The organism is Comamonas sp. Tr-654 (assembly GCF_011752915.1).
GTDB lineage: Bacteria > Pseudomonadota > Gammaproteobacteria > Burkholderiales > Burkholderiaceae_C > Comamonas.
This window is the reverse complement of sequence record NZ_VWWQ01000011.1, coordinates 22,317-47,513: the sequence shown is the minus strand read 5'-3', so window position 1 is coordinate 47,513 and position 25,197 is coordinate 22,317. Positions and strand designations below refer to the sequence as shown.

Genomic DNA, 25,197 nt, shown 5'->3' with positions numbered 1-25,197 from the left:
TAGAGTTGTACCCCACAAAAATCGGGCACATGAAAGTCTTCAAAGAAAAAGCCCGCTCGGTGGCAGGCAAGTGATTTGAATCTATTAAATCCCAACAACCAATCAAAATGGAGTCATTAATGGTCGTAAGGATGAAAACAATTGAAGGTCTGATCAGTAACCAGAACTCGCAGTTGCTAGATTGACATCCTGCCCAAGGCACACTTGCATTCTGAGAGTATTCTTTGCAGTCAGATCAATGGATGCGAGCGCGCCGCCTTTTGGTTCGCGATGCATCGAGGCGGACACGCTTTGTCGCTTTGTGTTGCTGGGCTTGCTGCTTACCCGTGTGGTAACGATTAGTAGAGGACAGACGTGCCGCTTGATGTGCGTCGAAGCGTTCTTCCTTGGTCTTAAGGTAGTGCATGAGGACATGTGACGCCATATTGAGCCCTATGGTGCCGAAAGCCGCAGGGAAGATATAGAGCGCGATGGAGATTGCCGACGAGAACGCGACATCATCCGCCAGAGACGGTGTGGACTGAGCCATGGTCGCCAGTATGCGTAGCAGGTAGATGTCTACGCCTGCCAGCAGAATCAGCAGCAAGCCGAAGCAAAGTATGGTCACCTTCGAGAACTCGCGCCGGACGAAGAGAGTGACGAAGATCGCGATGGGAAGCACCAGCGAGCAGAGCACTAACGCCCAGAATTGCACCTCCGTGAATATCGTTGCGTTCAACTTCATGAGTGCGGCAAAGCATTGCGTGATTGGTCGGAAAAGTCCTCGGGCAGGAGGCCTGCGGACCGAGGATGCATTGAGCCACGGCAGTCTGGGTTCAAGTTGTCTGCAAGGTAAACATTGGGTAAAGGCACCCACAATTGGCTCTGATTCGCTCGCAGATTTTTTCTATTCAAATCCTCTAGAGTCGATCATAAAAAAATGGTGCCGGCCTACAGAGGCTCATAAGGAACTGCGCTTTTATGCTTGCATAACGCTTTGTGCGAGGACTTATGCAAGAAACCGCACCCCAGGTCAATCCCCCAAAGATTCGCCGCTTTATCCGCTGGCTCAGCGCGATCATTCTTATCGCTCTTGGCGTAGCGGTCTGGATGCACACACGACATTCAGGAACGACAAAGCACAGTCCATCTGCTCAGGCCGTGGGCGTGGCCATGGCGACCAATGGCGACATGCCCGAGATCCTGAAAGCACTGGGAACCGTCATTCCGGTGAATACGGTCACGGTGTTACCGCAGCTTAGCGGCTATCTCACAGAAGTCGGGTATCGGGAAGGCCAGATGGTCGAGAAGGGCCAGTTCCTCGCACAGATCGATGCCCGACAGTATGAAATCACACTCCAGCAGGCACATGCACAGTTGGCTAAGGATCAGGCGGCTTTGGCACAAGCCGAGGCAGACCTGCAGCGCTATGCGCTGCTCAACGAGCGCAAATCCATTGCGCCTCAGACATTTGCAGATCAACAGTTTCTTGTGAAGCAGCAGCAGGCCTCCATCAAAGCTGACCAGGCTGCGATCGCTCAGGCGAAGCTCAACATTAGCCTATGCCACATCACGGCGCCGGTCTCCGGGCGTGTCGGCCTTCGCCTCGTTGACCCAGGTAACTATGTCACGGCCTCTAGTCAGCCCGGCATTGTAGTGATCACCAGCATCAAGCCAACAACAGTTGAGTTCAATGTTCCGCAGGCTTCGCTGTCGCGTGTGATGCAACGCTTCAACGCCGGAAATCCGCTTTCTGTCGCAGCCTTCAACGGCGAAAATAGCAAACAGTTGGCCAGTGGGGTTCTCTATGCCATTGGGAACCAAATGGCGACGAGCACCGGCACCATCACGCTGCGAGCGCGTTTTGCAAACGATGATGAAGCGCTGTTTCCGAACGATTTCGTTAATGTGCAGCTGCATGTGGACACGCTCAGGAATGTGCTGCTCGTGCCTACAGCTGCCGTGCAAAGCGGCGCTCCGGGCAATTTCGTGTTCCTGGTGAACGCAGGCAGAAATGCCGTATCTGTTCGCACAGTCACGACCGGTCCGGCAGACGGCATAAGTACCGTGATCACCCAAGGCCTTGCCGCCGGTGACATGGTGGTCGTGGATGGTGTGGACCGCTTGAGTGAAGGCGCCTCGGTGAAACTGCAGGACAAAGCTTCAGGCCCCGTAACAGAGCAGGCTCCGAAAGACACAAAGCGCGCAGATATGGCTGCAGCTCCTTCCCGCTGAAGACAAGGCTCAGCCGAACAGCGAGAAGCATGCGATGCTGAACATCTCCCGCCCTTTCATACTCCGTCCGGTTGCGACCACGCTGCTCATGCTGGCTCTGGTGATCGTCGGCCTGGTGGCCATGCGCTTTCTGCCGGTTTCATCGTTGCCCAGCGTGGACTACCCAACGATTCAGGTGCAGACCTTCTATCCGGGAGCCAGCCCGGACGTGATGTCCACCACTGTGACCGCTCCGCTTGAGGTGCAGCTGGGTCAGATTCCTGGCCTGCAGCAGATGACCTCATACAGCTCGGCGGGTGCTTCCGTGATCACACTGCAGTTCGAGCTGACGCAGAGCCTCGATGTTGCACAGCAGAACGTGCAGCAGTCCATCAATGCGGCCAATAGCTTCCTGCCATCGGGTCTGCCCGCACCGCCCACCTATGCCAAGGTCAATCCGGCCGACCAGCCCATACTCACGCTGGCAGTAACGTCCAAGTCCATGTCGCTCACGCAATTGCAGGATGTGGCCAACAACCGGCTTGCAGCGAAGATCTCTGAGGTTGCTGGCGTAGGCCTTGTTATCACCGCTGGCGGCAACGTGCCAGCCATCCGGGTCGAGGCCGATCCGCAAAAGCTTGCGGCCTACGGCCTCAATCTTGACGATCTGCGCACCTTGCTCGCCAATGTGAACGTGAGCCAGCCCAAAGGCAACTTCGATGGCGAAACGCTGGACTATACGATCAACTCCAATGACCAGATCAGCGATCCCCAGCAGTATCTGGATACGGTCGTGGCCTATCAGAACGGCGCGCCTGTGCATCTGAGGGACGTGGCCCGTGTGAGCCAGGCTGCGCAGGATGTGGAGCGCGGTGCTTGGTACAACGGTACACCGGCCATCGTTCTCAATGTCCAGCGCCAACCGGGAGCCAACGTGATCAAGACGGTAGACCAGATCACTGCCCTGCTCCCCAGCCTGCGTACGACACTTCCTGCCAGCATGGAAGTGACCGTGGTGCAGGACTCCACCAACGTGATCCGGTCATCCGTCAACGATGCTGCGTTCGAGCTTGTGTTGGCGGTGGTGCTGGTGGTCGCGGTGATTTTCGTGTTCCTGCGCAATCTGCCAGCGACTGCCATCCCCAGCATCTCGGTACCCGTCTCGCTGATCGGCACCATGGCCTTGATGTACCAGCTAGGTTTTTCCATCGACAACCTGTCGCTGATGGCCTTGATCATTGCCACAGGCTTCGTGGTGGACGACTCGATCGTGATGATAGAGAACGTGGTGCGCTACCTGGAGGAAGGCGCCTCCCCGCTGGAAGCGGCGCTCAAGGGCGCGGGCCAGATCGGCTTCACGATTCTTTCCCTAACCATTTCACTGATTGCCGTCCTGATTCCGCTGCTGTTCATGGGCGGCGTGATCGGGCGGCTATTCAGCGAATTTGCGGTGACGCTGGCCCTGACCATCGCACTGTCGGCCGTGGTATCGCTCACCGTCGTTCCCATGCTTTGCGCCCGCATTCTGCGTGCCCGGCCGGAACGTCGACCCAGCCGTTTCGAAAAGGCCAGCGAAGCCCTGTTCAACAAGACACTGGCGGCCTACGAGCGCGGGCTGAGTTGGGTGCTCGAACATCAGGGCTTGACCCTCATCGTTGCAGCAATCACGGTGATCGTCACGGTCATGCTCTACATCGTCATACCCAAGGGCCTGTTCCCGGTACAGGACGTAGGTGTGATCCAGGGGATCAGCATGGCCGACAACTCGGTTTCCTATAAAGCCATGGAACAGCGCCAGGCGGCGCTCGCCACGGCAATCCTCAAGGACCCCGACGTCAGCGGCCTGACCTCCTATGTGGGCATTGACGGCACTAACACGACGTTGAGCAACGGACGTTTTCTCATCTACCTGAACGACCGTGATCGGCGCAGCAGCTCCGCCGCCGATGTCGCACGCAGGCTGCAGCAATCCGTGGCGGATGTCGCAGGAATCCACCTTTATCTGCAGCCCGAACAGGACCTGACACTGGACACGACGGTCTCACCCAACCAGTACAGCTTTGTGCTGCGCGGGCCAAACCGGCAAACGTTGCAGCAATACGCGCCGCAACTGGTGGAGCAGCTCAGGAAGATCTCCTCGATCAGCGACGTCAGCAGCGACCTCGACAACCTGGGTCTGGCTGTCAATGTGGAGCTCAACCGCGAACTCGCGGCACGCTACGGCATTACAGCCGCCACCGTGGACAATGCCTTGTACGACGCACTGGGCCAGCGCATCGTCTCCACCATCTTCCAGCAGGCCGCTCAATACCGCGTCATTCTGGTGGCCAGGTCCGAAACCTTGCCCACAGTGCAATCGCTGGGCGATCTCTATCTACCCAGCCAGACCGGCGCTGGCCAGGTTCCGCTGCGAGCCATCGCCAAGTTGCAGATCACGCGTGTCCCGCTGGCCGTCTCCCATCTGGCACAGTTTCCGGCGGCAACGATCTCGTTCAACCTGAAGCCCGATGCATCGCTCAGTACTGCGGTGCGCGACATTCATCAGGCCATTGCTGCCGCACAGCTGCCCGGCTCCATCACGACCGCCTTTCAGGGCGCGGCAGCCGCCTTCGAGGATTCACTATCCAGTGAGGTCTACCTGCTCATCGCGGCTCTGGCAGCTGTCTATGTGGTGCTTGGCGTGCTCTACGAGAGCTACATCCATCCTGTCACCATCCTCTCGACCTTGCCCTCGGCTGGCATAGGTGCGCTGCTGTCGCTCATGATCGCAGGCAAGGACCTCGATGTGATCGGCATCATAGGCATCGTGCTGCTCATAGGCATCGTCAAGAAGAATGCCATCATGATCGTGGACTTTGCGCTGGAGGCCGAGCGCGAACAGAACAAGCAACCGCGCGAGGCCATCTTCGAAGCTTCGCTGCTGCGCTTTCGCCCCATTCTCATGACCACTTTCGCCGCCATGCTGGGCGCACTGCCCATGCTGCTGGGCACAGGCACGGGGTCGGAGCTGCGCCACCCACTGGGCCTAGCCATCATCGGCGGCCTGGCGTTCAGCCAGGTGCTCACGCTGTTCACCACTCCAGTGATCTACCTGTTCTTCGACCGGATGGCCCGCCGCTTCGGGCGCAAAGACCGCTCAGAGCAGTCCACTCCACCCCGGCGCCCCCCTCCTGAGCCAACGCCATGAATATCAGCGCCCCGTTCATTCAGAGACCGGTGGCGACCAGCCTGCTGGCTCTTGCACTTTTGATATCAGGGGCCCTGGCCTACCTGCGCTTGCCGGTTGCACCCTTGCCCAATGTGACCTTTCCGGTCATCGTGGTGCAAGCAAGCATGGCGGGGGCCAGCCCCGAGACCATGGCCTCCACGGTGGCTGCACCGCTGGAACGGCGGCTGGGAACCATTGCCGACGTCACTCAGCTCACCTCGGTCAGCAGCGTGGGCTCCAGCATGATCGTGGTGCAACTCGGCTTGTCCCGCGATATCAACGGCGCGGCGCGCGACGTGCAGGCCGCCATCCAAGCCTCACGCGGCGACCTTCCCAGCACGCTGCGCAGCAATCCCACCTACCGGGAATTCAATCCTGCCGACTCGCCCGTCGCCGTCCTGGCCCTGACTTCCGACACCATGACCAAGGCCCAGCTCTATGACTCCGCCAGTTCGGTCATTCAGCAGCAGTTGTCGCAACTTGATGGCGTGGGGCAAATCACGCTGGGCGGCGGCGCACTACCTTCGGTGCGGGTTGAGCTGGAGCCGGGCAAACTCAACAGCTACGGCATCGGCCTTGAAGACGTGCGCGCAGCCATCAGCGCGGCCAATGCCAACAGCGCCAAAGGCCATCTTGATGAGGGAGATCAGCGCTTCCAGGTGCTGTCCAACGATCAGATCTCCAAGGCAGCTCCTTACCGCGACCTGGTGATCGCCTACCGCAACAATGCGGCCGTACACCTGTCGGATGTCGCTGCCGTGCAGGACTCCAATGAGAACCTTCGCAATGCAGGCCTGTACAACGGCAAGTCTGCGGTGCTGGTCATCGTCTACCCCATGCCAGGCAGCAACATCGTCAAAACGGCGGCCCAGATACACAAGGTGCTGCCTGTGGTGCAGGCCAGCCTTCCGGGGGACATCCGCATCAACATGGTGGTGGACCGCTCGGAGTCGGTGAACGCCTCGGTCTCGGATACCGAGCGTACGCTGTTCATTGCGGTATTGCTGGTGGTGGGCGTGGTCTTCGTCTTCCTGCGTTCGCCACGCGCGGTGCTGATTCCTGCGGTGGCGCTGCCGCTGTCCATAGTGGGCAGCTTCGGCCCCATGTACCTGCTGGGCTACAGCATAGACAACCTTTCACTCATGGCCCTGACCATAGGCACAGGCTTTGTCGTGGATGACGCGGTGGTCGTGCTGGAGAACATCGTACGGCACATGGAAGACGGGATGCCCCCCAAGGAAGCGGCGCTGCGCGGCAGCTCCGAAGTGGGTTTCACCGTAATGTCCATGAGCCTCTCGCTGATCGCGGTATTCCTGCCCATCTTGCTGATGCCCGGCATTGTGGGCCTGCTGTTTCATGAGTTGGCGATGACCCTCTCCATTGCCATCCTGTTGTCCCTCGTAGTCTCGCTCACCGTTACGCCCACGATGTGCGCCTATCTGCTGACACGCCAGACGCTGGACAAGCCACCCGCCCGCCTGCGCCGCAGCATCGAGGCTGGCTTTGAACGCTTCAAGCAGCGCTATAGCCGCTCGCTGGATGCCGTGCTCGACCACGCACTGCTCACCGGCCTTGTACTGGTGGCATTGGTCATCGGCAACATAGGCTTGCTGCGCTATCTGCCAGGCACCTTCTTTCCAGAGCAGGACACAGGCATCCTGATCGGGCAGATCATTGCAGACCAAAGCATCTCCTATCCCGCCATGGAAAAGAAGCTCGAACAACTGCAGCAGATCGTTCAGAATGATCCGTCCGTTCAGGCCGTAGCCGGCTTCACTGGCGGACGGGCCTTGAACTCGGCCAATGTCTTTGTCCAGCTCAAACCCCTGTCCGAGCGGCACCTTTCCGCCAGCCAGGTCGTCGATCGGCTCAGGCCTCGGCTCAATGCCGTTTCCGGGGCTCGGCTGTTCTTGCAGGCTCAGCAGGATTTACGCATTGGCGGACGGCAGTCTGCCGCCGAGTACCAGTACACATTGACCAGCGATGATGCGCAGACCCTCAACACCTGGGTACCCAGGCTGTTGGAGCAGTTGGGCAAGCAGCCGGGCCGGCTGCTCGACCTGAACTCGGACCTGCAACAGCATGGGCTACAGACCTTTGTGACCGTGGACCGCGCGATGGCTGCACGCTATGGCTTCCAGCCCAACCAGATAGACAACATACTCTACGACGCATTTGGCCAGCGCACGGTCTCCACCATCTACAACCCGCTGAACCAGTATTTCGTGGTCATGGAATACGCGCCACGCTATTGGCAATCTCCCGAAGCGCTGGACCAGATCTACCTGAGCACAGCCACTACCAACCCAGGCGGTACGCAGCAGACACAAATGTCGGGCCGGCTGATATCAGGCATCACCGTCTACCACGCCACGACCCCATCTTCAGCAGCAACCAGTGCCAACAGCGGCAACAACGCACAAGCCAACCTGCTCAACAATGCCATCTCCAATAGCCGTGGCGGCAGCTCCAGCGGCAGCGCCGTCGCCACCACGGCGGAGGCCATGGTGCCGCTGTCAGCGATGGCAACATGGAGCAGCAGCCACACTGCCACCCAGGTGAATCACCAGAGCGGCACGGTCGCCGCCACCATCTCGTTCAACCTGCCGCCCGGCGGATCACTAAGCCAGGCGCAGGAGGCCGTTGATGAGGCGATGGCTCAGATCCAGATGCCGGCGACTGTGCATGGCTCGTTTGCAGGAGCGGCGCAGGCCTATTCGCAATCCGTCAGCACGGTGCCGCTGCTGATCATTGCTGCGCTTGCCACCGTGTATCTGGTGCTGGGTGTGCTGTATGAAAGTGCCATCCATCCGATTACGATTCTCTCGACCTTGCCATCGGCTGGCATAGGTGCAACGCTGGCATTGCTGATCTTCGGCACTCCCTTTTCGGTGATAGCCATGATCGGCGTGATCCTGCTGATAGGTATCGTGAAAAAAAACGGCATCATGATGGTGGATGTCGCCATACAGGAGCAGCGCCAGAGCGGCAAAAGCGCACGGGAGGCTATCCATGAGGCCGCTGTGCTGCGCCTGAGGCCCATCATGATGACTACAGCAGCGGCGGTGCTGGGTGCCGTGCCACTGGCTATCGGCATCGGGCAAGGCGCTTCACTTCGCCAGCCTCTTGGCATTACGGTGATGGGGGGACTCATCCTGAGCCAGATCTTCACGCTCTACACCACGCCAGTGATCTACCTCTTTCTGGACCGGCTGCGCGCACGCCTGGCGAACTCGGCCCGGCACCTGCCATGGAACCGGACAGCGGAGGCTTCGTCATGAAAAACCACCACCTCACTCCTACTGTTGCTATGCTGTGCGCCATGGCTCTGGCCGGCTGCGCCGGCGGTCCCGCTTACAAAAAGCCGGCCATGGACATGCCAACGGCCTATAGCGAATTACCGGGCTGGACCCAGGCTAGTCCTGATCCAGCCAGCCCCAAGGGCGATTGGTGGCGGGATTTTCATGACTCGTTGCTCGACGAGCTTTTGCCCCAGGTGGCCGTATCCAATCAGAATGTGCGTGCCGCCCATGCCAATTATCAGAAAGCCACGGCTGCGATACAGGCGGCACGAGCGGCTCTTTTTCCCACGCTGGGTATCGACGCATCCGCCTCGCGCCAGAGGGCATCCGTAGGAGGCACAAGTGCCGGGCCTACTACCAGCAAATCCGTGGAAGCCGCGGTGAGCTGGTCACCCGATCTATGGGGGCAAGTACAGGATAGCGTGCGAGAAAGTCAGGCTCTGGCTCAGGTCAGCGAGGCTACATTGGCCAACGCCACACTCTCCGCACAGGTTGCGCTGGCCACAGCAGTGATCGAGCTGCGCGTCTCTGATGAGAGTGCCAGACTGCTGCAAAGCGCCGTAAACACCTATCGAGAAAGCCTGCGTGTCGTGACGGACCAGAACGAGGCCGGAACCATCCCCCCGTCCAATCTCTATGCAGCACGCACGCAGCTAGAAACAGCGCAAGCCAATCTCGTCGCTGTCGGTATCGCACGTGCGCAATATGCGCATGCCATCGCCGTGCTGGTGGGCAGGCCTCCGGAGCAGCTGCAAATCGCCCCTGCAGACATCATGCCAAGCCTGCCCAACGTCCCTGTGGGCTTGCCGTCCACGCTCTTGCAGCGGCGCCCGGACATCGCTGCGGCCGAGCGCCAGATGGCGGCAGACAATGCGGCCATCGGTGTTGCACATGCGGCTTTTTTCCCCTCGGTCACGCTGTCTGCCGCTGGCGGCTTTGCAGGAGCACTGAGCGCTAGCAATCTGATCTGGTCACTCGGCTCATCGCTTGCAGCTAGCATCTTTGACGGCGGTGCACGAAGTGCACAGCTTAAAGAGGCATATGCACAATACGAATCGTCGGTTGCAACTTACCGAAGCACCGTGCTTACTGCGCTACAGGGTGTTGAAAACGATCTATCAGCACTTCGCATTCTTGAGGAACAGCACCAGGCCCTCGATGCTGCCGTCTCGGATGCCACGCAGAGCGCGCAAATCGCTTTGAACGAATACCAGGCAGGTACGGTAGACTACACCACGCTAGCCACCGCACAGGCAACCCAAATTAGCAACCAACAATCGCAACTCAATGTGCGCTTACAGCAACTGGTGAGCACGGTCACATTAATTGGAGACTTGGGTGGAGAATTCAGTACCGGTCAATTAAACGAATCTGATGACAAGGTCAATTGAGCCAAGTCAATCAACTTACAGCCATCAAAATTAGGTACCTATATGTGGTTCGATGGTGCTCACGAGAAGTGAAAGATAGAGGTCTCTTAACCATCTGTGCGAGCAAGCAGTGGCGAAAGCAATCATTGATGAACAGTAATCGCGCAGCGATTTTTCACCTGAAGTCGTCACTTGAAAGGGCACTTGCAATGACAGCTTATGGCCGAAGCCTAGCCTAAATGCTGGTGAGTACAGGACCGCAAAGCGAATAGTCGAGGCTGTGCCTTGAGCGTCCGGTGATAGGCATTCAACTGGTGCAGGCCGTCGCCAATCGGCCAGGAGTTGCCAGTGACAGAAATGACAAGCAGCCGCTCAACGTGGAAGGTGGCCTTAATGGGTCGACCTGTTAGGTGCGCTGCTTGAAGTAGTTCCCATAGAAGTCTAGGGCGTCTTCCCAGCCGTCTTCAAAGGCATCAAGGATGTGGCCGATCGGGTTGATGATCCGCCAATCGTTCTTAGATACCGCATCGTGGCTCAATGCCTCAAACGCCAGTTTGACTTCGGGCCAGCGCAGCACATGCATCGCGAATTCGATAAGGGAAACTTCGTTCCGCGCTTCGTCGAAGAACATGCGAATAAATGCACGTGCGAACTGTTCTCGCAACTCCGGATGCGACTGGCACAAGGCGACTAAGCGAGCGCCATAGGGGATCAGATCGGGCTGATCGTATGTAGCCTCAAGCTTCTCGCGCGCTTCGGCGAAGATTGCCTCGAACTCTGTAATCTCTGCGGACACCTGAGCACCTTTTCGTTTCAAATACTATAGCTTGTGCTCGGAGTTGGGCCATGCCATGAGTACTGTGAATCATCAAATGACGGCTTTGTGGATCTTGTCTGAAGGGCCGTTTAGGGTCGATTGCTGGCCTACGCGAACGACCGCTAACGGGTATCTCAGGTTTGTGGCGCTGCCCCATCAAGTCTGCACTCACAGCCTGAAGCTGTTGCCTGGGAGACAGCCCCCAAGGACTGATTATGGCGAGCAGGCGACTCTCTCAGTTTGAATTTTGGGCTGTAGCCGACCTGAGACCTTCTCTGATCAATCGTTAGCATCTAACCAAACTAATACCGCGAACCCTTCATGCTGTGGCTAGGTTAGCCATAAGGCACAAAACCACTCTCGTTCTCGTTCACCCGCAGAGGCTTGCCCACAAACGGGAACGCCCGTTGTGGGCAGGCACTACGCTCGCAGACCTTGCACCCCATTCCGATAGGTGTGGCTGCATCAGTATTGCGCAGGTCCAGTCCTCTGGAATACACCAGTCGCGCAGCGTGCTGCAAGTCGCAACCCAGTCCGATGGAAAAAGTCTTTCCCGGGCTGCCCCAACCGGAGCCTGCGTGGCTAATGGTGCGCGCTATCCATAGATACACGCGTCCGTCAGGCATGGACGCCAACTGCGGCACGATCCGACCAGGTTGCGTAAAGGCTTCATATACAACCCATAGGGGGCAGGTTCCACCTGTCTTGGAAAAGTGAAAATGCGTGGCCGACTGGCGTTTGCTAATGTTGCCGGCCCGGTCCACGCGAATGAAGAAAAACGGCACACCCGGCGCATCTGCACGCTGCAACGTGGACAGACGGTGGCATACGGTCTCAAACCCGACTCCAAAGCGCCGAGCTAGCAGGTCTATGTCGTACTGCAAGCTCTCCGCCGCTTGGAGGAATTCCCGGTAAGGCAGGACAAACGCGCCCGCCACGTAGTTGGCCAAACCTGTGCGCGCCAAGCGTTGAGTGGCGTCGTCCTGCCATTGCGTGGAATGAAGCGCTTCGTCAATCAGCGACTCGAACTCCAGCAGTGCCAGTTGAGTCGCCAACTGAAATGCCTGCTGTGCGGGGCTGAGTTGAGGTGCGACATAGAGAGTGCGTGTGTCTTTGTCAAAACGGCGATGGCTCGTGTCCTGCCCACTGGATCCGCGCAATACCAAGACATTGTGCCGTGCTTGCAGACGGTACTGCAGCCATTCCTGCAGGCTGCTGCCCTGCTCTTTGGCCTGCTTGGCCAAGGTCTCTGCCGCACGGTCCAGCAGGTCAAAGTAGTTGCGGTGTGCAAAGAAAAAGTCTCGTACTGCCTCAAAGGGCATCTGCCTTGCTTGCTCGCCCAGCAAGACGCTGCCTCCTTCGAGGTCGGATCGTCCGTCGCCCAGGCGGCTGCTCAGTGCTTCCAGCCTTTCGGCGTCAGCCAGATGGCGCTGATGCATGGCCAGCAAAGCCCGGGCCAGTTGCGGCAGCTTGGAGGCGACCTCGCGCAACTCGGGCAGCGGCACAGTCCCATCGGCCTGCGGCATGGCTGCCAGCGCATCCCGCAGCTGAGCCAGCAAGCGGGCTTCTTCGTCCTCGGAGAACTGCTGGATATCGACACCCAGCACTTTGTGAATCTTCAGCAGTACCGGCACGGTGAGCGGGCGCTGGTCTTGCTCGATCTGGTTTAGATAGCTTGGCGACAGCTCCAGCGCCTGGGCCAGCGCTGCTTGCGTCATACCACGCTCGGCCCTAAGGCTGCGCAGACGAACACCCATGAAAGTTTTGGCCAATTCATCGCTCCTCGTTCTTGTTGTCGGGTCTGAATAATTTGCAATATTTGCAATATTTGCAAATATGCAGATTTTCCTTTGCAAATATTCGCCAATTTAGCTCTGTACGGAGAAAAAGCAAATGCGTAGATTGCGAAGTATCGCAGACACAACTGCTATCTCAATCACATCAAGGAGACCCGCATGAGCATCGTGGCCGAACCTCGCACTGCCACCCCCAACCCCGCTGCAGGCGCATTCAAGCCCAAAAAGTCAGTCGCCCTTTCTGGCGTGACTGCCGGCAATACGGCCCTGTGTACCGTGGGCAAGACTGGCAACGATTTGCACTACCGGGGCTACGACATCCTGGACATTGCCGAGGTATGCGAGTTTGAAGAGATTGCCCATCTGCTAGTTCACGGAAAGTTGCCCACCCACTCCGAGCTCAAGGCGTACAAGAGCAAGCTCAAGGCTTTACGCGGCTTGCCTGCTGCTGTGAAGATTGCCCTGGAACAATTGCCAGCCGCCAGCCATCCCATGGACGTGATGCGCACCAGCGTCTCTGCCCTGGGTTGTTCTCTGCCCGAGAAAGACGACCACAATCTGCCCGGTGCCCGCGATATTGCCGACCGCCTGATGGCCAGCCTGGGCTCCATGCTGCTGTACTGGTATCACTTCAGCAACTCGGGCCGCCGTATCGAAGTTGAAACAGACGACGACTCGATTGGCGGGCACTTTCTACATCTGCTGCATGGCGCCAAGCCGTCCGAAAGCTGGATACGTGCCATGCATACCTCGCTCAATCTGTATGCCGAGCATGAGTTCAATGCCTCGACCTTCACGGCCCGCGTGGTGGCCGGAACGGGCAGTGACATGTATTCAGCGATTACCGGCGCGATCGGTGCGCTGCGCGGACCCAAGCATGGCGGCGCTAACGAAGTGGCGTTCGAGATCCAGAAGCGCTATGACAACCCGGCCGAAGCCGAGGCCGACATCCGCCGCCGCGTAGATGCCAAGGAGGTCGTGATCGGCTTCGGCCACCCGGTCTATACCGTTAGCGACCCCCGCAATGTGGTCATCAAGGGCGTGGCCAAGAAGCTGTCGGACGAAGCTGGCAGCACCAAGATGTACGACATTGCCGCGCGTCTGGAGTCGGTGATGTGGGAGGTCAAGAACATGTTCCCCAACCTCGACTGGTTCAGCGCCGTCAGCTACCACATGATGGGCGTGCCCACTGCCATGTTCACGCCGCTATTCGTGATTGCGCGCACCAGCGGCTGGGCAGCGCACATCATCGAGCAGCGCCAGGACAACAAGATCATCCGCCCCAGCGCCAACTACACAGGCCCGGATGATTTGAAGTTCGTTCCTATCGACGAACGCCAGTAAAGCTGAGCATTGAACACCAACCTGTGTATGACTTTCTTTCCTGCCATTTCTTCAAAGAGCGCCCAAGCCATGCGACCTCATTCGCTGTGCATTGCCATCGCCGACAAGCTGCGTGAACGAATACTCGCCCACCAGATGCCGCCCGGCAGCGATGTGAACGACGGTGCTCTGGCTCAGGAATTTGGCGTCAGTCGTACACCGGTTCGTGAGGCAATGAAGCTGCTATGCCACGAAGGCTTGCTCACAGCCCATGCCCGACGTGGCATGACCGTGACTGAGCTAAGCCCACAACAAGTGGATGAAGCAAGGCAGCTATGCAGCCTGCTGGCAACTAGGTTGCAGCAGCTTGAGCTTGAAGCACCGGATAGCTGCCGAGAGCTCACGCACGCCATGTACCGACTGGCCCAGGCTCGCCTACAGCTGTCATTGGGCCCAGGTTTCACGACGGCAGTCCTCGATCGAAGGGACCAGGATGTTGCGACCGAAAACCTAACCCGTTTGGAAGTGGACGCTCCTCACTGAGGCACCAACAATCAGAGTCAGAACATCAGCATCATCCAAGGAGACAAGCTTGACTTCCATTTCACGCAGACAGTTTCAAAGCTGCATAGCTACCTTGGGTGTGGCCTGGCAAAGTCTTGCCAGTGCGGACTCCCCATTTCCCACCAAGCCACTGAAGATCGTCTGTCCTTTTGCGCCAGGCGGTGGATCGGACTTTATTGCTCGTGTGGCTGCCAATGTACTGAGCGAGCGCCTGGGTCAGCCTGCGTATGTGGAAAACCGTCCAGGCGCGGGCGGCACTCTGGGTACGGAATACGCGTTGCGCTCGCCTGCAGATGGGTACACCCTGCTGCTGATTGCAGGCAGCTACACGGTCAATCCCGCACTCTATAAGCTGCGCTTCGACCCGGTGGCCGACATGACGCCAGTGATCCAGCTGTCCAAGGGCGCTTATGTGGTGTGCGTTAACCCAAAGCTGCCTGTGAAGAGCTTGCAAGAGCTGTTTTCCTATGCCCGCCAGCAGCCCGGCAGGCTCACGTTCGCCTCCGCCGGCAACGGCAGTCACCTGCACATCGCCACTGAATACATGCTTGGTATGGCCAGGGTGAAGGCCACCCATGTTCCCTATAAAGGCACCGGCCCGGCCATCACTGATTTATTGGCCGGCAATGTGGACATGTTTGTGGCAGGCACAGAAGGCCTGATGCCGCATGTCAATTCCGGCAAGTTGCGCGCTCTGGCCGTTACCACCGCCCAGCGTCTTGCTGCCTATCCAGATATTCCTTCGGTGGCCGAAAGCGGACTACCCGACTATGACGTGGTGGCTTGGCACGGCTTGATCGCCTCGAAGAATCTGCCGGCCTCCGTCTTGTCCACCTTGAACAAAGCCCTGGACTCAGGGCTGCAATCGAAGGAGTTGATTGCCCAGTTGGAGCCCACCGGGGTTTCTCCAGCAGGAGGCAGTCCCCAGCAATTCGGCCAGCTTATCAAGACCGAGATTCCACGGTACAGCAAGGTGGTGCAAGACAACGCCATCTCCGGCCAGTAACCCTTACCTGCCCTATTTTTTCTCAACGGCCACAACAACCATGACCTCGCCCCAGAGCACGAACGCCAACCACGCCTACCGTAAGCCGTTGCCAGGCTCGGACCTGCATTTCTTTGACGCGCAAGCCGCTGTAGAAGCCATCCGTCCTGGCAGCTGGATCACACTACCCTATACCAGCCGCGTCCATGCCGAGAACCTGGTGCGCCGCAGCGATCCGGTCCACCTGACCGAGTACCTCACGCAAATCATTGAACGCAAGCGCGAACGCGACTTTCCCTGGTTCCCGGCCCGCGTGGTCTGCCATGACATCCTGGGACAGACTGCGTTGGTCGACCTGGCCGGCCTGCGCGATGCGATTGCAGAGCAAGGTGGCGATCCGGCCGCCGTCAACCCCGTAGTGCCTGTGCAACTGATCGTGGACCATTCGCTGGCCGTGGAGTGTGGTGGCTACGATCCACAGGCCTTTGAGAAAAACCGCGCCATCGAAGACCGACGCAATGAGGACCGCTTTCATTTCATCGACTGGTGCAAGCGAGCCTTCAAGAATGTGGAGGTAATTCCACCAGGCAATGGAATCATGCATCAGATCAATCTGGAGCGCATGAGCCCGGTGATCCATGCTATCAATGGTGAAGCATATCCCGACACCCTGGTGGGCACTGACAGCCACACGCCGCACGTAGACGCACTGGGCGTGATCGCCGTGGGCGTGGGCGGTCTGGAGGCAGAAAACGTGATGCTGGGCCGCGCATCTTGGATGCGTCTGCCCGAAATCGTGGGCGTGCAGCTCACTGGCAAGCGGCAGTCGGGCATCACTGCCACCGATATCGTGCTGGCTCTGACCCAGTTCCTGCGCCAACAGAAAGTGGTGGGCGGCTATCTGGAATTCTTCGGCGAAGGCGCACGCAGCCTGACCATTGGTGACCGTGCCACCATCTCGAACATGGCACCCGAATACGGCGCCACGGCTGCCATGTTTGCCATCGACGAGCAGACAATCGATTACCTCAAGCTCACTGGCCGCGAGCCCGCCCAGGTGCAACTGGTCGAGACCTATGCCAAGCAGGCCGGTCTGTGGGCCGACAGCCTGGAACACGCCGAGTACGAGCGCACGCTGAGCTTCGACCTGTCCAGCGTGGTGCGCAATATGGCCGGCCCATCCAACCCACACGCGCGTCTGGCCACCAGCGATCTGGCCGCCAAAGGTATTGCCGGTGAGTGGACCGAGCAAGAAGGCCAGATGCCCGATGGGGCAGTCATCATTGCAGCCATTACCAGTTGCACCAATACCAGCAACCCGCGCAATGTGATCGCAGCCGGCCTGCTGGCACGCAATGCGCGCAATCTGGGTCTGGAGCGAAAGCCGTGGGTCAAGACCTCGCTGGCCCCCGGCTCCAAGACCGTTCCGCTGTATCTGCAGCAAGCTGGTTTGCTGCATGACCTGGAGGCGCTGGGCTTTGGCGTGGTGGCCTTTGCCTGCACCACCTGCAACGGCATGAGCGGCGCGCTGGACCCCGTGATTCAACAAGAGATCATCGACCGCGACCTCTACACTACGGCCGTGCTCTCCGGCAATCGCAACTTCGATGGCCGCATCCACCCATACGCCAAGCAGGCCTTCCTAGCTTCTCCCCCGCTGGTGGTGGCCTATGCCATCGCAGGAACCATCCGTTTCGACATTGAAAACGATGTGCTGGGAACCTTCCAAGGGCGCGACATTCGCCTCAAGGACATCTGGCCCAGCGACGTGGAAATCGACACTGTGGCCAAGGCTGCCGTCCAACCCGAGCAGTTCCGCAAGGTGTACGAGCCCATGTTCGCCATCCACGCCGACAACGGCGAGCAAGAGGAAGCGCTTTACGACTGGCGCCCGCAAAGCACCTATATCCGTCGCCCCCCATACTGGGAAGGCGCACTGGCGGGCGAGCGCACGCTGCGCGGCATGCGCCCGCTGGCCATACTGCCCGACAACATCACCACCGACCACCTCTCGCCGTCCAATGCCATCCTGATGGACTCGGCCGCAGGCGAGTATCTGCACAAAATGGGTCTGCCCGAGGAGGACTTCAACTCCTATGCAACGCATCGCGGCGACCACCTGACAGCCCAGCGCGCTACCTTTGCCAACCCCAAGCTATTCAACGAGATGGTGGTCAACGACAAGGGTGAAACCCGCCAGGGCTCGCTGGCACGCGTGGAGCCCGAAGGCCAGGTCATGCGCATGTGGGAAGCGATCGAAACCTATATGGACCGCAAGCAGCCGCTGATCATCATCGCGGGTGCCGACTACGGTCAGGGTTCCAGCCGTGACTGGGCCGCCAAGGGCGTGCGCCTGGCCGGCGTGGAGGCCATCGTAGCCGAGGGCTTCGAGCGCATTCACCGCACCAACCTGATCGGCATGGGCGTGCTGCCGCTGGAGTTCTTGCCTGGCACCACACGCCACACACTAGGTCTGGATGGCTCCGAGACCTTTGATGTCATCGGCAAGCGCAAGCCCCGCGCCGAACTAACGCTGCATATCTACCGCACCACCGGTGCCCGCACCGAAGTGCCTGTGCTCTGCCGTCTGGACACCGCCGAAGAAGTCAGCATCTACGAAGCCGGTGGCGTGTTGCAGCGATTTGCGCAGGATTTTCTGGCGGAGAGCTCCAGCCGCACGGAACTGACTGCTGAGGCTTAAGTACTACGGCAGCCGATCACAACTCGACGCTGCCATTTTCAGAACTCAACACAGATAGAGACAAAATGAGTGATCACCAACGGTTTGCACCGCAAATCAAGATCCCTGCCACTTACCTGCGTGGCGGCACCAGCAAAGGGGTTTTCTTCAAACTGAAGGAGCTGCCGGAAACTGCCCAACAGCCTGGCCCCGTGCGTGACGCGATTTTTCTACGCGCTCTGGGCAGTCCCGATCCGTACGGCAAGCAGATAGACGGCATGGGCAATGCCTCGTCCTCTACCAGCAAAGGCGTGATTCTGAGTGAAAGCAGCCGTGCCGATCATGATGTTGACTATCTGTTCGGTCAGGTAGCTATCGACAAGCCGTTTGTGGATTGGAGCGGGAACTGCGGCAACCTCAGCGCCGCCGTCGGACCCTGCGCCATTCACATGGGTCTGATTCCCGCCGAGCGCATTCCGCGCAACGGAACAGCCACCATTCATATCTGGCAGGTCAACATCGGCAAGACCATCGTGGCTCATGTGCAGATCACTGACGGGCAGGTGCAGGAAACCGGGGACTTCGAACTGGATGGCGTGACCTTTGCAGCGGCAGAGATACCGCTGGAGTTTCTCGATCCTGCCGATGATGAAGATGGCGGTGCCATGTTCCCCACCGGCAACTTGGTCGATCGTCTAGACGTTCCCGGCATCGGCAGTTTTGCCTGCACCCTGATCAATGCAGGCATTCCGACTATCTTTCTAAACGCCAATGACCTGGGCTACACGGGCTGCGAGCTGCAGGATGCCATCAACAATGACGCAGCAGCGCTTGCGAGATTCGAGTCAATTCGGGCACACGGTGCCATGCGCATGGGATTGATCAAGGACTTGAGCGAAGCCACGACCCGCCAGCACACCCCAAAAATTGCATTTGTGGCACCTGCGCAAAGCTATATGGCCTCAAGCGGCAAAGCCATTGAAGCCCCGGACATTGATTTGGTAGTACGGGCACTGTCCATGGGCAAGCTACACCACGCAATGATGGGAACAGCAGCGGTAGCCATTGGCACGGCAGCGGCGATTCCGGGCACCCTGGTCAATCTGGCTGCTGGTGGCGGTGAGCGCCATGCAGTGCGTTTCGGACATCCCAGCGGCACGCTGCGAGTCGGAGCAGAAGCGGCATTGATTAGCGGTGAGTGGCAAGTCAGCAAGGCTCTGATGAGCCGTAGCGCCCGCATTCTGATGGAAGGCTGGATTCGTGTACCCGGAGAAGTCCTGGACGCGCAATAGGCAACGCACAACACAACGGCACGGAAGAAAAGTGCCGCCCCATTCAAACAGAGAGACAACATGAACCCCAAGCAAAAACTCAAGGCCTTGGCCGATGCCCGCCGCGGTGTCATTGTTCCCGGAGCCTTCAACGCCATGTCGGCGCGGCTGATCGCCGACCTGGGCTTTGAAGCCATCTATGTAACCGGTGCCGGCGTGACCAATATGTGGTTCGGCATGCCCGACCAGGGCTTTATGGGTCTCAGCGATATCGCCGACCATACGGCCCGCATCCGCGACGCCGTGGAGGTGCCGCTGCTGGTCGATGCCGACACCGGCTTCGGCAACGCCGTCAATACCTACCATGCCGTGCGCACGCTGGAGCGTGCCGGTGCCGACTGCATTCAGCTCGAAGACCAGGTCAGCCCCAAGCGCTGCGGCCACTTCAATGGCAAGGCCGTGATCGAAACCAGCGAAATGCTGGGCAAGATCAAGGCCGCCGTCGATGCGCGCCGCGATAGCGGCACCCTCATCATGGCCCGTACCGACGCTGCAGCCGTCCACGGCTTCGAGGCCGCCATCGAGCGCGCCCAGCGGTTTCAAGAAGCCGGTGCCGACATCCTGTTTGTCGAAGCCGTCACCCAGGCCGAAGAAGTGCGCGCCCTGCCGCTGCGTCTGCAAGCCCCACAGCTCATGAATATGGTCATCGGCGGCAAGACCCCCATCTTCAACGCCGACGAACTGGGCGAGCTGGGCTATGGCTTTGTGCTCTACGCCAATGCAGCCCTCCAAGGGGCCGTGGCCGGGATGCAAAAGTGCCTGACGCTGCTGCGCGACGATCACAAGGTTGATGAGGACCCTGCCATCGTCGCTCCCTTCCTTGAACGCCAGCGGCTGGTGAACAAGGACTTCTGGGATGGGCTGGAGCAGAAGTACAAGTAGGTGCTCCACTCATGACTGCCAACATGGCCGCTACTGGGCCGGCGTCCTATGGAGCCATCGAACTTCGCGAGCTGGTGTTGCCGGTACTCGCCAATCATCACGGAACGCTGTTTGCAGGACAGGGGTTGCAGATGATGGCGAAGGCGGCCTTTCTTGTAGCGCGCGAACTGGCTCAACAAGAGGTCGTCATGGCATCTGTCGCTGGAGCCGAATTTCTGGCTCCTGTTCCGGTAGGTGCTCAGCTTACGCTTCGGGCCTGGGTCAGTCGGGTTGGCAAATCTTCCATGTCGGTGAATGTCACTGGGCAGGCAACCCGTCTGAGCGAGCCGCCTCAAGTCGTCCTGCAAGGAGCTTTCGAAATGGTCGCGGTGGACATGGCGGGGGCTCCCGTGATCATTGACAGAGGATGTCTGCCGCAGCCCAGCACTTGCTAGGCGTCAGGCTGGTTCGTATGCGCGATCTAAAGGACAGGTTCGCATCTGAGTACCGAGTTCATATGGCATCGTCTGGGCGAAACCAGCGAGGCCAAGAACTTTGATGCCGTGTCTGCTCAGGCACGATGGGAATCAGCACCTCACGCAACACCTGTGATTGTTGGGCACTGACTGAAATTCTGTACTTGACGCTGTGAATGCACTCCCGGTCCCCGAACTCACAGCGATTGAGGTGAGTGCCGCCACAAGGGCCGTTGGCCAGCCCTTTGGGGCAGGTTTCGGGACAGACATACAAGGTTTGCTCCAGCCGACAATGGCCGCAGGTATCGCAACCAAGCACAGGTCGCTTGATACCTCGCTCCACGCGATGCAGGATTCGCGCGGCGATTGGCGATTGCCACAAGTGCCAGCGCATCATCGAACCCAAGGCTCTGCCCAAGACCGAATGCTCACTGAAGAACAGGTGATGAAGGGCTTGCAACCGGTGAAAGCGTCTCAGCTCACCAACGCTAGCCTGCACGCGCTCCAGGCCAGGTGCCCAGTCACTTTCATCAGGGGCAAAGTTCACTTTGCCGGTACCTGGGTATTGCCATAGGCTCGCCCAGGCCTCACTCCATTGCCCCCGAGTTTCAATATTGCCACGCAAGCGCTCAAGTGCATTCTCCAGTTCACTGAACTGTGTTTGCCCATGTATGCCGGAGAGGTGTACGCCTGCGTAGCCTTTGAGCTGCAAGCCGAGAATCTGCAAGGCGAGCCGCTCTATGCTGCGCTGTCGGGACCAATCTGCACCTTGCTGCTCTTCGGCAGCCAGCAGATCCATCATGCTACGTGTGATGACTACCCCAGGCACATGGCGTAAAAACTGCGCACGTGTGTGTGTCAAGGCCATCACGCAAGCCATCAAGGGCTTCGGCGAGACTTGCTTAAGCATCCACTGCCATGCTTCGTCGTATTTGGCGACATCAAAGCCCAGTTGCACGGTCAGAAAGTCGGCGCCCGCAATCAGTTTCTTGTGTGCCTTGTAGTATTGGGCAATGCCTTCCTCTTCCAGATACTTGAAAGGATTGAGTGCTGCGCCAAGTGACGCCCCAGGTAGCTGATGGCGCGCTTGCTGCAATGCTGGAACGGACTCCAAATAGCGCACGCTGCGCTGACCAGGCGTATGAGTTGGATCGCGGTCACCGCTGAGCAGCAATAAATCGTGAAGACCGAATTTTTGCATTTGCTCCAGCTGCGCCTGCAACTGCTGCGGAGCGCGATCCTTACCCGAAAAATGCAGCAAAGTCGGAAACGGCCCTCGATGTCGCTCGAAGCTGGCCAAAGAGCTGAGCTGCGCGCTTTGCCCGACACGGTCGGCCAATGCAGCCACCAGTGGCATTCCAGCCAGATGCTGGTGCTTCATCAACTGGTGCAGACTCGCCGCAGACGCTTTGTTGTCGCGGGGCGTCCATTCAAGCACACAAACAAACTGCTGCGCATCCAGCGCTTTCTTCAGGAAACTCATTGCAATAGCTGTACGCTCAGACTAGGCATAAGTACATCGCGCCACAGAGCGGGCCGGTCAAAGCACTCATCGACTTCACTCGTTTTTGTAGAACAACTCTCCGAGCCTGATGCGCTCCCGACCATTCGCAACGCGGTGAGCATTGGTGTCGCGCAATGAGTACACACAGCCGCAATACTCTTGCTGATAAAACTCCTCACGCTTGCTGATCTCGATCATGCGGGCAGAGCCGCCGCCTTTGCGCCAGTTGTAGTCCCAATACATGAGGTCGGGGTAGTGCTCTACGGCACGCATGCCACAGTCGTTAATCTGCTGCATATTTTTCCAACGCGAGATTCCCAACGAACTGGTCATCACTGGAAAGCCGTTCTCATGCGCATACAACGCGGTGCGTTCAAAACGCATATCAAAGCACATGGTGCAGCGAACCCCACGCTCGGGCTCATGTTCCATGCCTTTTGCGCGTTCAAACCAATTGTCGCGGTCATAGTCCGCATCAACAAAGGGAATTCCGAACTGCTCGGCAAAGCGGATGTTCTCGTTCTTACGCAGTTCGTATTCGTGCAATGGATGGATGTTGGGGTTGTAGAAGAAGATGGTGAAGTCAATGCCGGAGGCCTGCATGGCCTCCATCACCTCGCCTGAACAAGGCGCACAGCAGGAGTGCAGCAATACCTTGTCATGACCACCGGGCAATGGAAGGGGTTTACGTTCTACGGCGGTGTTCATGAGCTGGCTCCTTGGTTGCCGGTGGTGACAGGCTGGCGAGCCAGTTCGATGAAAGCTTGCATGTAATCGATGGCGGTCTCCGATTCGCGCACGCCCAAAAAGATCTGCTTGGCGATTCCGCGTACGCCGAGTCGCACAGGCACTACGTCCATTTTCACCGCGTACTCATCGACCAGCCAGCGCGGCAGGGCTGCGACTCCACGTCCGCTAGCGACCATCTGCAGCATGATGTCCGTGGTCTCGATGGCTTTGTGGCGCTTGGGCGTAACTCCGGCAGGCAACAGGAACTGGTTGTAGATGTCCAGGCGCTCTATCTCCACGGGATAGCTGATGAGCACTTCCTGGGTCAGTTGGCGGGGCTTCACGTATGGCACTGATGCCAGGGCATGGCCCTTGGCCACAACAAGCACCTGCTCATAGTCAAAAACGGGCTCGAACTTCAGACCCGGCTTGTACAGCGGATCCGGCGTGACCAGCAGATCGATCTCATACCCGAATAGCGCACCGATTCCTCCGAACTGGAATTTCTGTTTGACGTCCACATCAACGTCGGGCCATGCAGCCAGATAGGGGGCAACCACCTTGAGCATCCACTGGTAGCAAGGGTGACACTCCATACCAATGCGCAACGCTCCGCGCTCGCCCTGAGCAAACTGACCTAATCGCTCTTCGGCCAGGTTCAATTGCGGCAACACACGGTTAGCCACTGCCAGCAGGTACTGGCCCGCCTGCGTCAGCCGCAGGCTTCGGCCCTCGCGCAACCAAATATCCGTGCCCAGTTGCTGCTCCAGCTTCTTCATGCTGTGGCTTAGAGCCGACTGGGTCAGGTTCAGAACACTTGCGGCAGCTGTCAACGACCCTTGTTTCTCGACCTGCTTCACGATATTGAGGTGGATGCGCTCAAGCACTCAGATGACTCACATTCATGGATTTATGAAATAAAACCATTTTACTTCATTGACTGCCATCAATACCATCTGCACCCATTGCTGTTTTAGGTTTCCGGAGCGCTCATGAGCATGCTTAACAACAAATATCACAGGCGCTTGGTAAGCGTCTCTTCGATGAGCGCAGTCTTTCGATCAAGCCCTGCTGTCAAGGACGGGTACTCCGGGTGAGCCATGCACAGAAGATTCGAGCAGCTGCGCTAGATCGCAAAGCCGATCTCGTTCTACAGATCTACGGCATGGTCGAGCTGCGAAATGCACCGGCCTTGGATCAAGGCTGGATAGATGCGGCTCAGGCAGTGCTTGAGCTAGCTCTGCGCATGAGACTGCCTTACGGACGGCATGGCGCATGGTCCAAGCACCTGCAATTGCTGCAGATCACCTGCACCATCCTTGAAAACTGGATGGCAGTGAATGACTCGCAGTACACCGACCGTGATGCCGAAAGACTGTTGCTGCGTGCACGCAAATTGCTGGGCATCCCCGCCGTCTAAATCTATCTTGGAAATTACAAATGACAAAAACACTTCGTGTAGTCGCGGTCTCCGGTGGCCTGCAAAGCCCCTCCAAATCTGCTTCCCTGGCTGAGCACCTGTTGGACCTGATTGCGGAAAGCGTTCCATGCGAGCGACGTTTGGTCGATCTGGGCCAGATCGCACCGCAGTTGGCAGGCTCGGTTTGGCGCTCCCATCTGCCCGAGACCGTGGAGCGGGCTCTTGCCTTGGTAGAGCAAGCCGACATCCTGGTGGTGGCCACGCCCGTGTATCGAGGCTCCTTCACCGGACTGTTCAAGCACTTTTTCGACTTCATTCATCAGGACGCCCTGATCGACAAGCCTGTACTGCTGGCCGCTACTGGCGGCAGCGAGCGCCATGCCTTGGTGATTGACCATCAGTTGCGTCCGCTGTTCAGCTTCTTCCAGGCGCGCACCTTGCCTCTGGGGGTCTATGCGACCGACAAGGACTTTGCCAACTATCGCTTGCAGGACGAGGCCTTGATTGAGCGAGCCAGGCTGGCGGTCCAGCGGGCCTTGCCATTCCTGGAGCTAGCGGGCCATGCCCTAGTCACTGAGGTCGATGAAGCGGTTGCGGCCTGAACAAAACACCAGTCTTTCACTTGAATATTGAATTAC

19 protein-coding genes are annotated in these 25,197 nt (G+C 58.5%); 13 read left to right on the top strand and 6 right to left on the bottom strand.

Annotated features, from left to right (window positions below):
* Positions 1–235 precede the first annotated feature (235 nt).
* The gene (locus F3J24_RS24450; RefSeq protein ID WP_205244954.1) at positions 236–724 is read right to left on the bottom strand and encodes a hypothetical protein; all 489 of its coding nucleotides are present in this window, start codon (positions 722–724) and stop codon (positions 236–238) included.
* Between the two features lie 266 nt (positions 725–990).
* Between F3J24_RS24450 and F3J24_RS24445 the strand changes: the two genes are divergently transcribed.
* Genes F3J24_RS24445 through F3J24_RS24430 form a run of 4 tightly spaced genes read left to right on the top strand, consistent with a single transcriptional unit; the run spans position 991 to position 10,094 of the window.
* Positions 991–2,214, top strand: coding sequence for an efflux RND transporter periplasmic adaptor subunit (locus F3J24_RS24445; RefSeq protein WP_167011440.1), 1,224 nt, complete (start codon positions 991–993; stop codon positions 2,212–2,214).
* Positions 2,215–2,251: 37 nt separating this feature from the next.
* A complete protein-coding gene (locus F3J24_RS24440) occupies positions 2,252–5,380 on the top strand; it encodes an efflux RND transporter permease subunit (RefSeq protein ID WP_167011463.1) in 3,129 nt (1,042 codons plus the stop codon).
* Positions 5,377–8,682, top strand: a complete 3,306-nt coding sequence (locus F3J24_RS24435; RefSeq protein WP_167011438.1) for an efflux RND transporter permease subunit — start codon at positions 5,377–5,379, stop codon at positions 8,680–8,682. Before F3J24_RS24440 ends, F3J24_RS24435 begins: the two co-directional genes overlap by 4 nt.
* Positions 8,679–10,094, top strand: coding sequence for an efflux transporter outer membrane subunit (locus F3J24_RS24430; RefSeq protein WP_167011436.1), 1,416 nt, complete (start codon positions 8,679–8,681; stop codon positions 10,092–10,094). Before F3J24_RS24435 ends, F3J24_RS24430 begins: the two co-directional genes overlap by 4 nt.
* A gap of 385 nt (positions 10,095–10,479) precedes the next feature.
* Here F3J24_RS24430 and F3J24_RS24425 read toward each other — a convergent pair whose 3' ends face one another.
* Both F3J24_RS24425 and F3J24_RS24420 read right to left on the bottom strand, forming a co-directional pair.
* Positions 10,480–10,869, bottom strand: a complete 390-nt coding sequence (locus F3J24_RS24425) for a hypothetical protein (protein ID WP_167011434.1) — start codon at positions 10,867–10,869, stop codon at positions 10,480–10,482.
* Between the two features lie 356 nt (positions 10,870–11,225).
* Complete coding sequence (locus F3J24_RS24420; RefSeq protein WP_167011461.1) at positions 11,226–12,662, bottom strand: short-chain fatty acyl-CoA regulator family protein; 1,437 nt, start codon at positions 12,660–12,662, stop codon at positions 11,226–11,228.
* Positions 12,663–12,845: 183 nt separating this feature from the next.
* Here F3J24_RS24420 and prpC point away from each other — a divergent pair, with 183 nt between their 5' ends.
* The 7 genes from prpC to F3J24_RS24385 all read left to right on the top strand — a co-directional run bounded on the left by prpC (position 12,846) and on the right by F3J24_RS24385 (position 20,885).
* Positions 12,846–14,030: a 2-methylcitrate synthase gene (prpC, locus tag F3J24_RS24415; RefSeq protein ID WP_167011432.1), complete on the top strand. Its 1,185-nt coding sequence runs from the start codon at positions 12,846–12,848 to the stop codon at positions 14,028–14,030.
* A gap of 9 nt (positions 14,031–14,039) precedes the next feature.
* Positions 14,040–14,552 carry a GntR family transcriptional regulator gene (locus F3J24_RS24410; protein ID WP_240154467.1) on the top strand — a complete coding sequence of 171 codons (513 nt, stop codon included), beginning with the start codon at positions 14,040–14,042 and terminating at the stop codon, positions 14,550–14,552.
* Positions 14,553–14,601: 49 nt separating this feature from the next.
* A complete protein-coding gene (locus tag F3J24_RS24405) occupies positions 14,602–15,579 on the top strand; it encodes a tripartite tricarboxylate transporter substrate binding protein (protein WP_167011430.1) in 978 nt (325 codons plus the stop codon).
* 40 nt (positions 15,580–15,619) lie between these two features.
* Positions 15,620–18,259, top strand: a complete 2,640-nt coding sequence (gene acnD, locus F3J24_RS24400) for a Fe/S-dependent 2-methylisocitrate dehydratase AcnD (RefSeq protein ID WP_167011428.1) — start codon at positions 15,620–15,622, stop codon at positions 18,257–18,259.
* 65 nt (positions 18,260–18,324) lie between these two features.
* Complete coding sequence (gene prpF / locus F3J24_RS24395; protein WP_167011426.1) at positions 18,325–19,530, top strand: 2-methylaconitate cis-trans isomerase PrpF; 1,206 nt, start codon at positions 18,325–18,327, stop codon at positions 19,528–19,530.
* 60 nt (positions 19,531–19,590) lie between these two features.
* Complete coding sequence (locus F3J24_RS24390; RefSeq protein WP_167011424.1) at positions 19,591–20,451, top strand: oxaloacetate decarboxylase; 861 nt, start codon at positions 19,591–19,593, stop codon at positions 20,449–20,451.
* A gap of 11 nt (positions 20,452–20,462) precedes the next feature.
* Positions 20,463–20,885, top strand: coding sequence for an acyl-CoA thioesterase (locus tag F3J24_RS24385; protein ID WP_240154466.1), 423 nt, complete (start codon positions 20,463–20,465; stop codon positions 20,883–20,885).
* A gap of 58 nt (positions 20,886–20,943) precedes the next feature.
* Here the strand turns inward: F3J24_RS24385 and F3J24_RS24380 are convergent, their stop codons facing one another.
* The 3 genes from F3J24_RS24380 to F3J24_RS24370 form a co-directional block, all read right to left on the bottom strand.
* Positions 20,944–22,389, bottom strand: coding sequence for a methylenetetrahydrofolate reductase C-terminal domain-containing protein (locus tag F3J24_RS24380; protein ID WP_167011422.1), 1,446 nt, complete (start codon positions 22,387–22,389; stop codon positions 20,944–20,946).
* 75 nt (positions 22,390–22,464) lie between these two features.
* A complete protein-coding gene (locus F3J24_RS24375) occupies positions 22,465–23,118 on the bottom strand; it encodes an epoxyqueuosine reductase QueH (RefSeq protein ID WP_087082725.1) in 654 nt (217 codons plus the stop codon).
* The gene (locus F3J24_RS24370; protein WP_167011420.1) at positions 23,115–24,026 is read right to left on the bottom strand and encodes a LysR family transcriptional regulator; all 912 of its coding nucleotides are present in this window, start codon (positions 24,024–24,026) and stop codon (positions 23,115–23,117) included. Before F3J24_RS24370 ends, F3J24_RS24375 begins: the two co-directional genes overlap by 4 nt.
* A 278-nt stretch (positions 24,027–24,304) precedes the next feature.
* Here F3J24_RS24370 and F3J24_RS24365 point away from each other — a divergent pair, with 278 nt between their 5' ends.
* Positions 24,305–24,559, top strand: a complete 255-nt coding sequence (locus tag F3J24_RS24365) for a hypothetical protein (protein WP_167011418.1) — start codon at positions 24,305–24,307, stop codon at positions 24,557–24,559.
* A 20-nt stretch (positions 24,560–24,579) separates the two neighbouring features.
* Entirely contained in the window at positions 24,580–25,161 is a 582-nt protein-coding gene (gene msuE, locus F3J24_RS24360; protein ID WP_167011416.1) for an FMN reductase, read from the top strand.
* Positions 25,162–25,197: the final 36 nt, after the last annotated feature.

What these genes read in the sequence shown, in the direction of transcription:
- F3J24_RS24450 (WP_205244954.1), bottom strand. Translation starts at nt 724, where the DNA reads ATGAAGTTGAACGCAACGATATTCACGGAGGTGCAATTCTGGGCGTTA.
- F3J24_RS24445 (WP_167011440.1), top strand. Translation starts at nt 991, where the DNA reads ATGCAAGAAACCGCACCCCAGGTCAATCCCCCAAAGATTCGCCGCTTT.
- F3J24_RS24435 (WP_167011438.1), top strand. Translation starts at nt 5,377, where the DNA reads ATGAATATCAGCGCCCCGTTCATTCAGAGACCGGTGGCGACCAGCCTG.
- F3J24_RS24430 (WP_167011436.1), top strand. Translation starts at nt 8,679, where the DNA reads ATGAAAAACCACCACCTCACTCCTACTGTTGCTATGCTGTGCGCCATG.
- prpC (WP_167011432.1), top strand. Translation starts at nt 12,846, where the DNA reads ATGAGCATCGTGGCCGAACCTCGCACTGCCACCCCCAACCCCGCTGCA.
- acnD (WP_167011428.1), top strand. Translation starts at nt 15,620, where the DNA reads ATGACCTCGCCCCAGAGCACGAACGCCAACCACGCCTACCGTAAGCCG.
- prpF (WP_167011426.1), top strand. Translation starts at nt 18,325, where the DNA reads ATGAGTGATCACCAACGGTTTGCACCGCAAATCAAGATCCCTGCCACT.
- F3J24_RS24390 (WP_167011424.1), top strand. Translation starts at nt 19,591, where the DNA reads ATGAACCCCAAGCAAAAACTCAAGGCCTTGGCCGATGCCCGCCGCGGT.
- F3J24_RS24385 (WP_240154466.1), top strand. Translation starts at nt 20,463, where the DNA reads ATGACTGCCAACATGGCCGCTACTGGGCCGGCGTCCTATGGAGCCATC.
- F3J24_RS24380 (WP_167011422.1), bottom strand. Translation starts at nt 22,389, where the DNA reads ATGAGTTTCCTGAAGAAAGCGCTGGATGCGCAGCAGTTTGTTTGTGTG.
- F3J24_RS24375 (WP_087082725.1), bottom strand. Translation starts at nt 23,118, where the DNA reads ATGAACACCGCCGTAGAACGTAAACCCCTTCCATTGCCCGGTGGTCAT.
- F3J24_RS24365 (WP_167011418.1), top strand. Translation starts at nt 24,305, where the DNA reads ATGGTCGAGCTGCGAAATGCACCGGCCTTGGATCAAGGCTGGATAGAT.
- msuE (WP_167011416.1), top strand. Translation starts at nt 24,580, where the DNA reads ATGACAAAAACACTTCGTGTAGTCGCGGTCTCCGGTGGCCTGCAAAGC.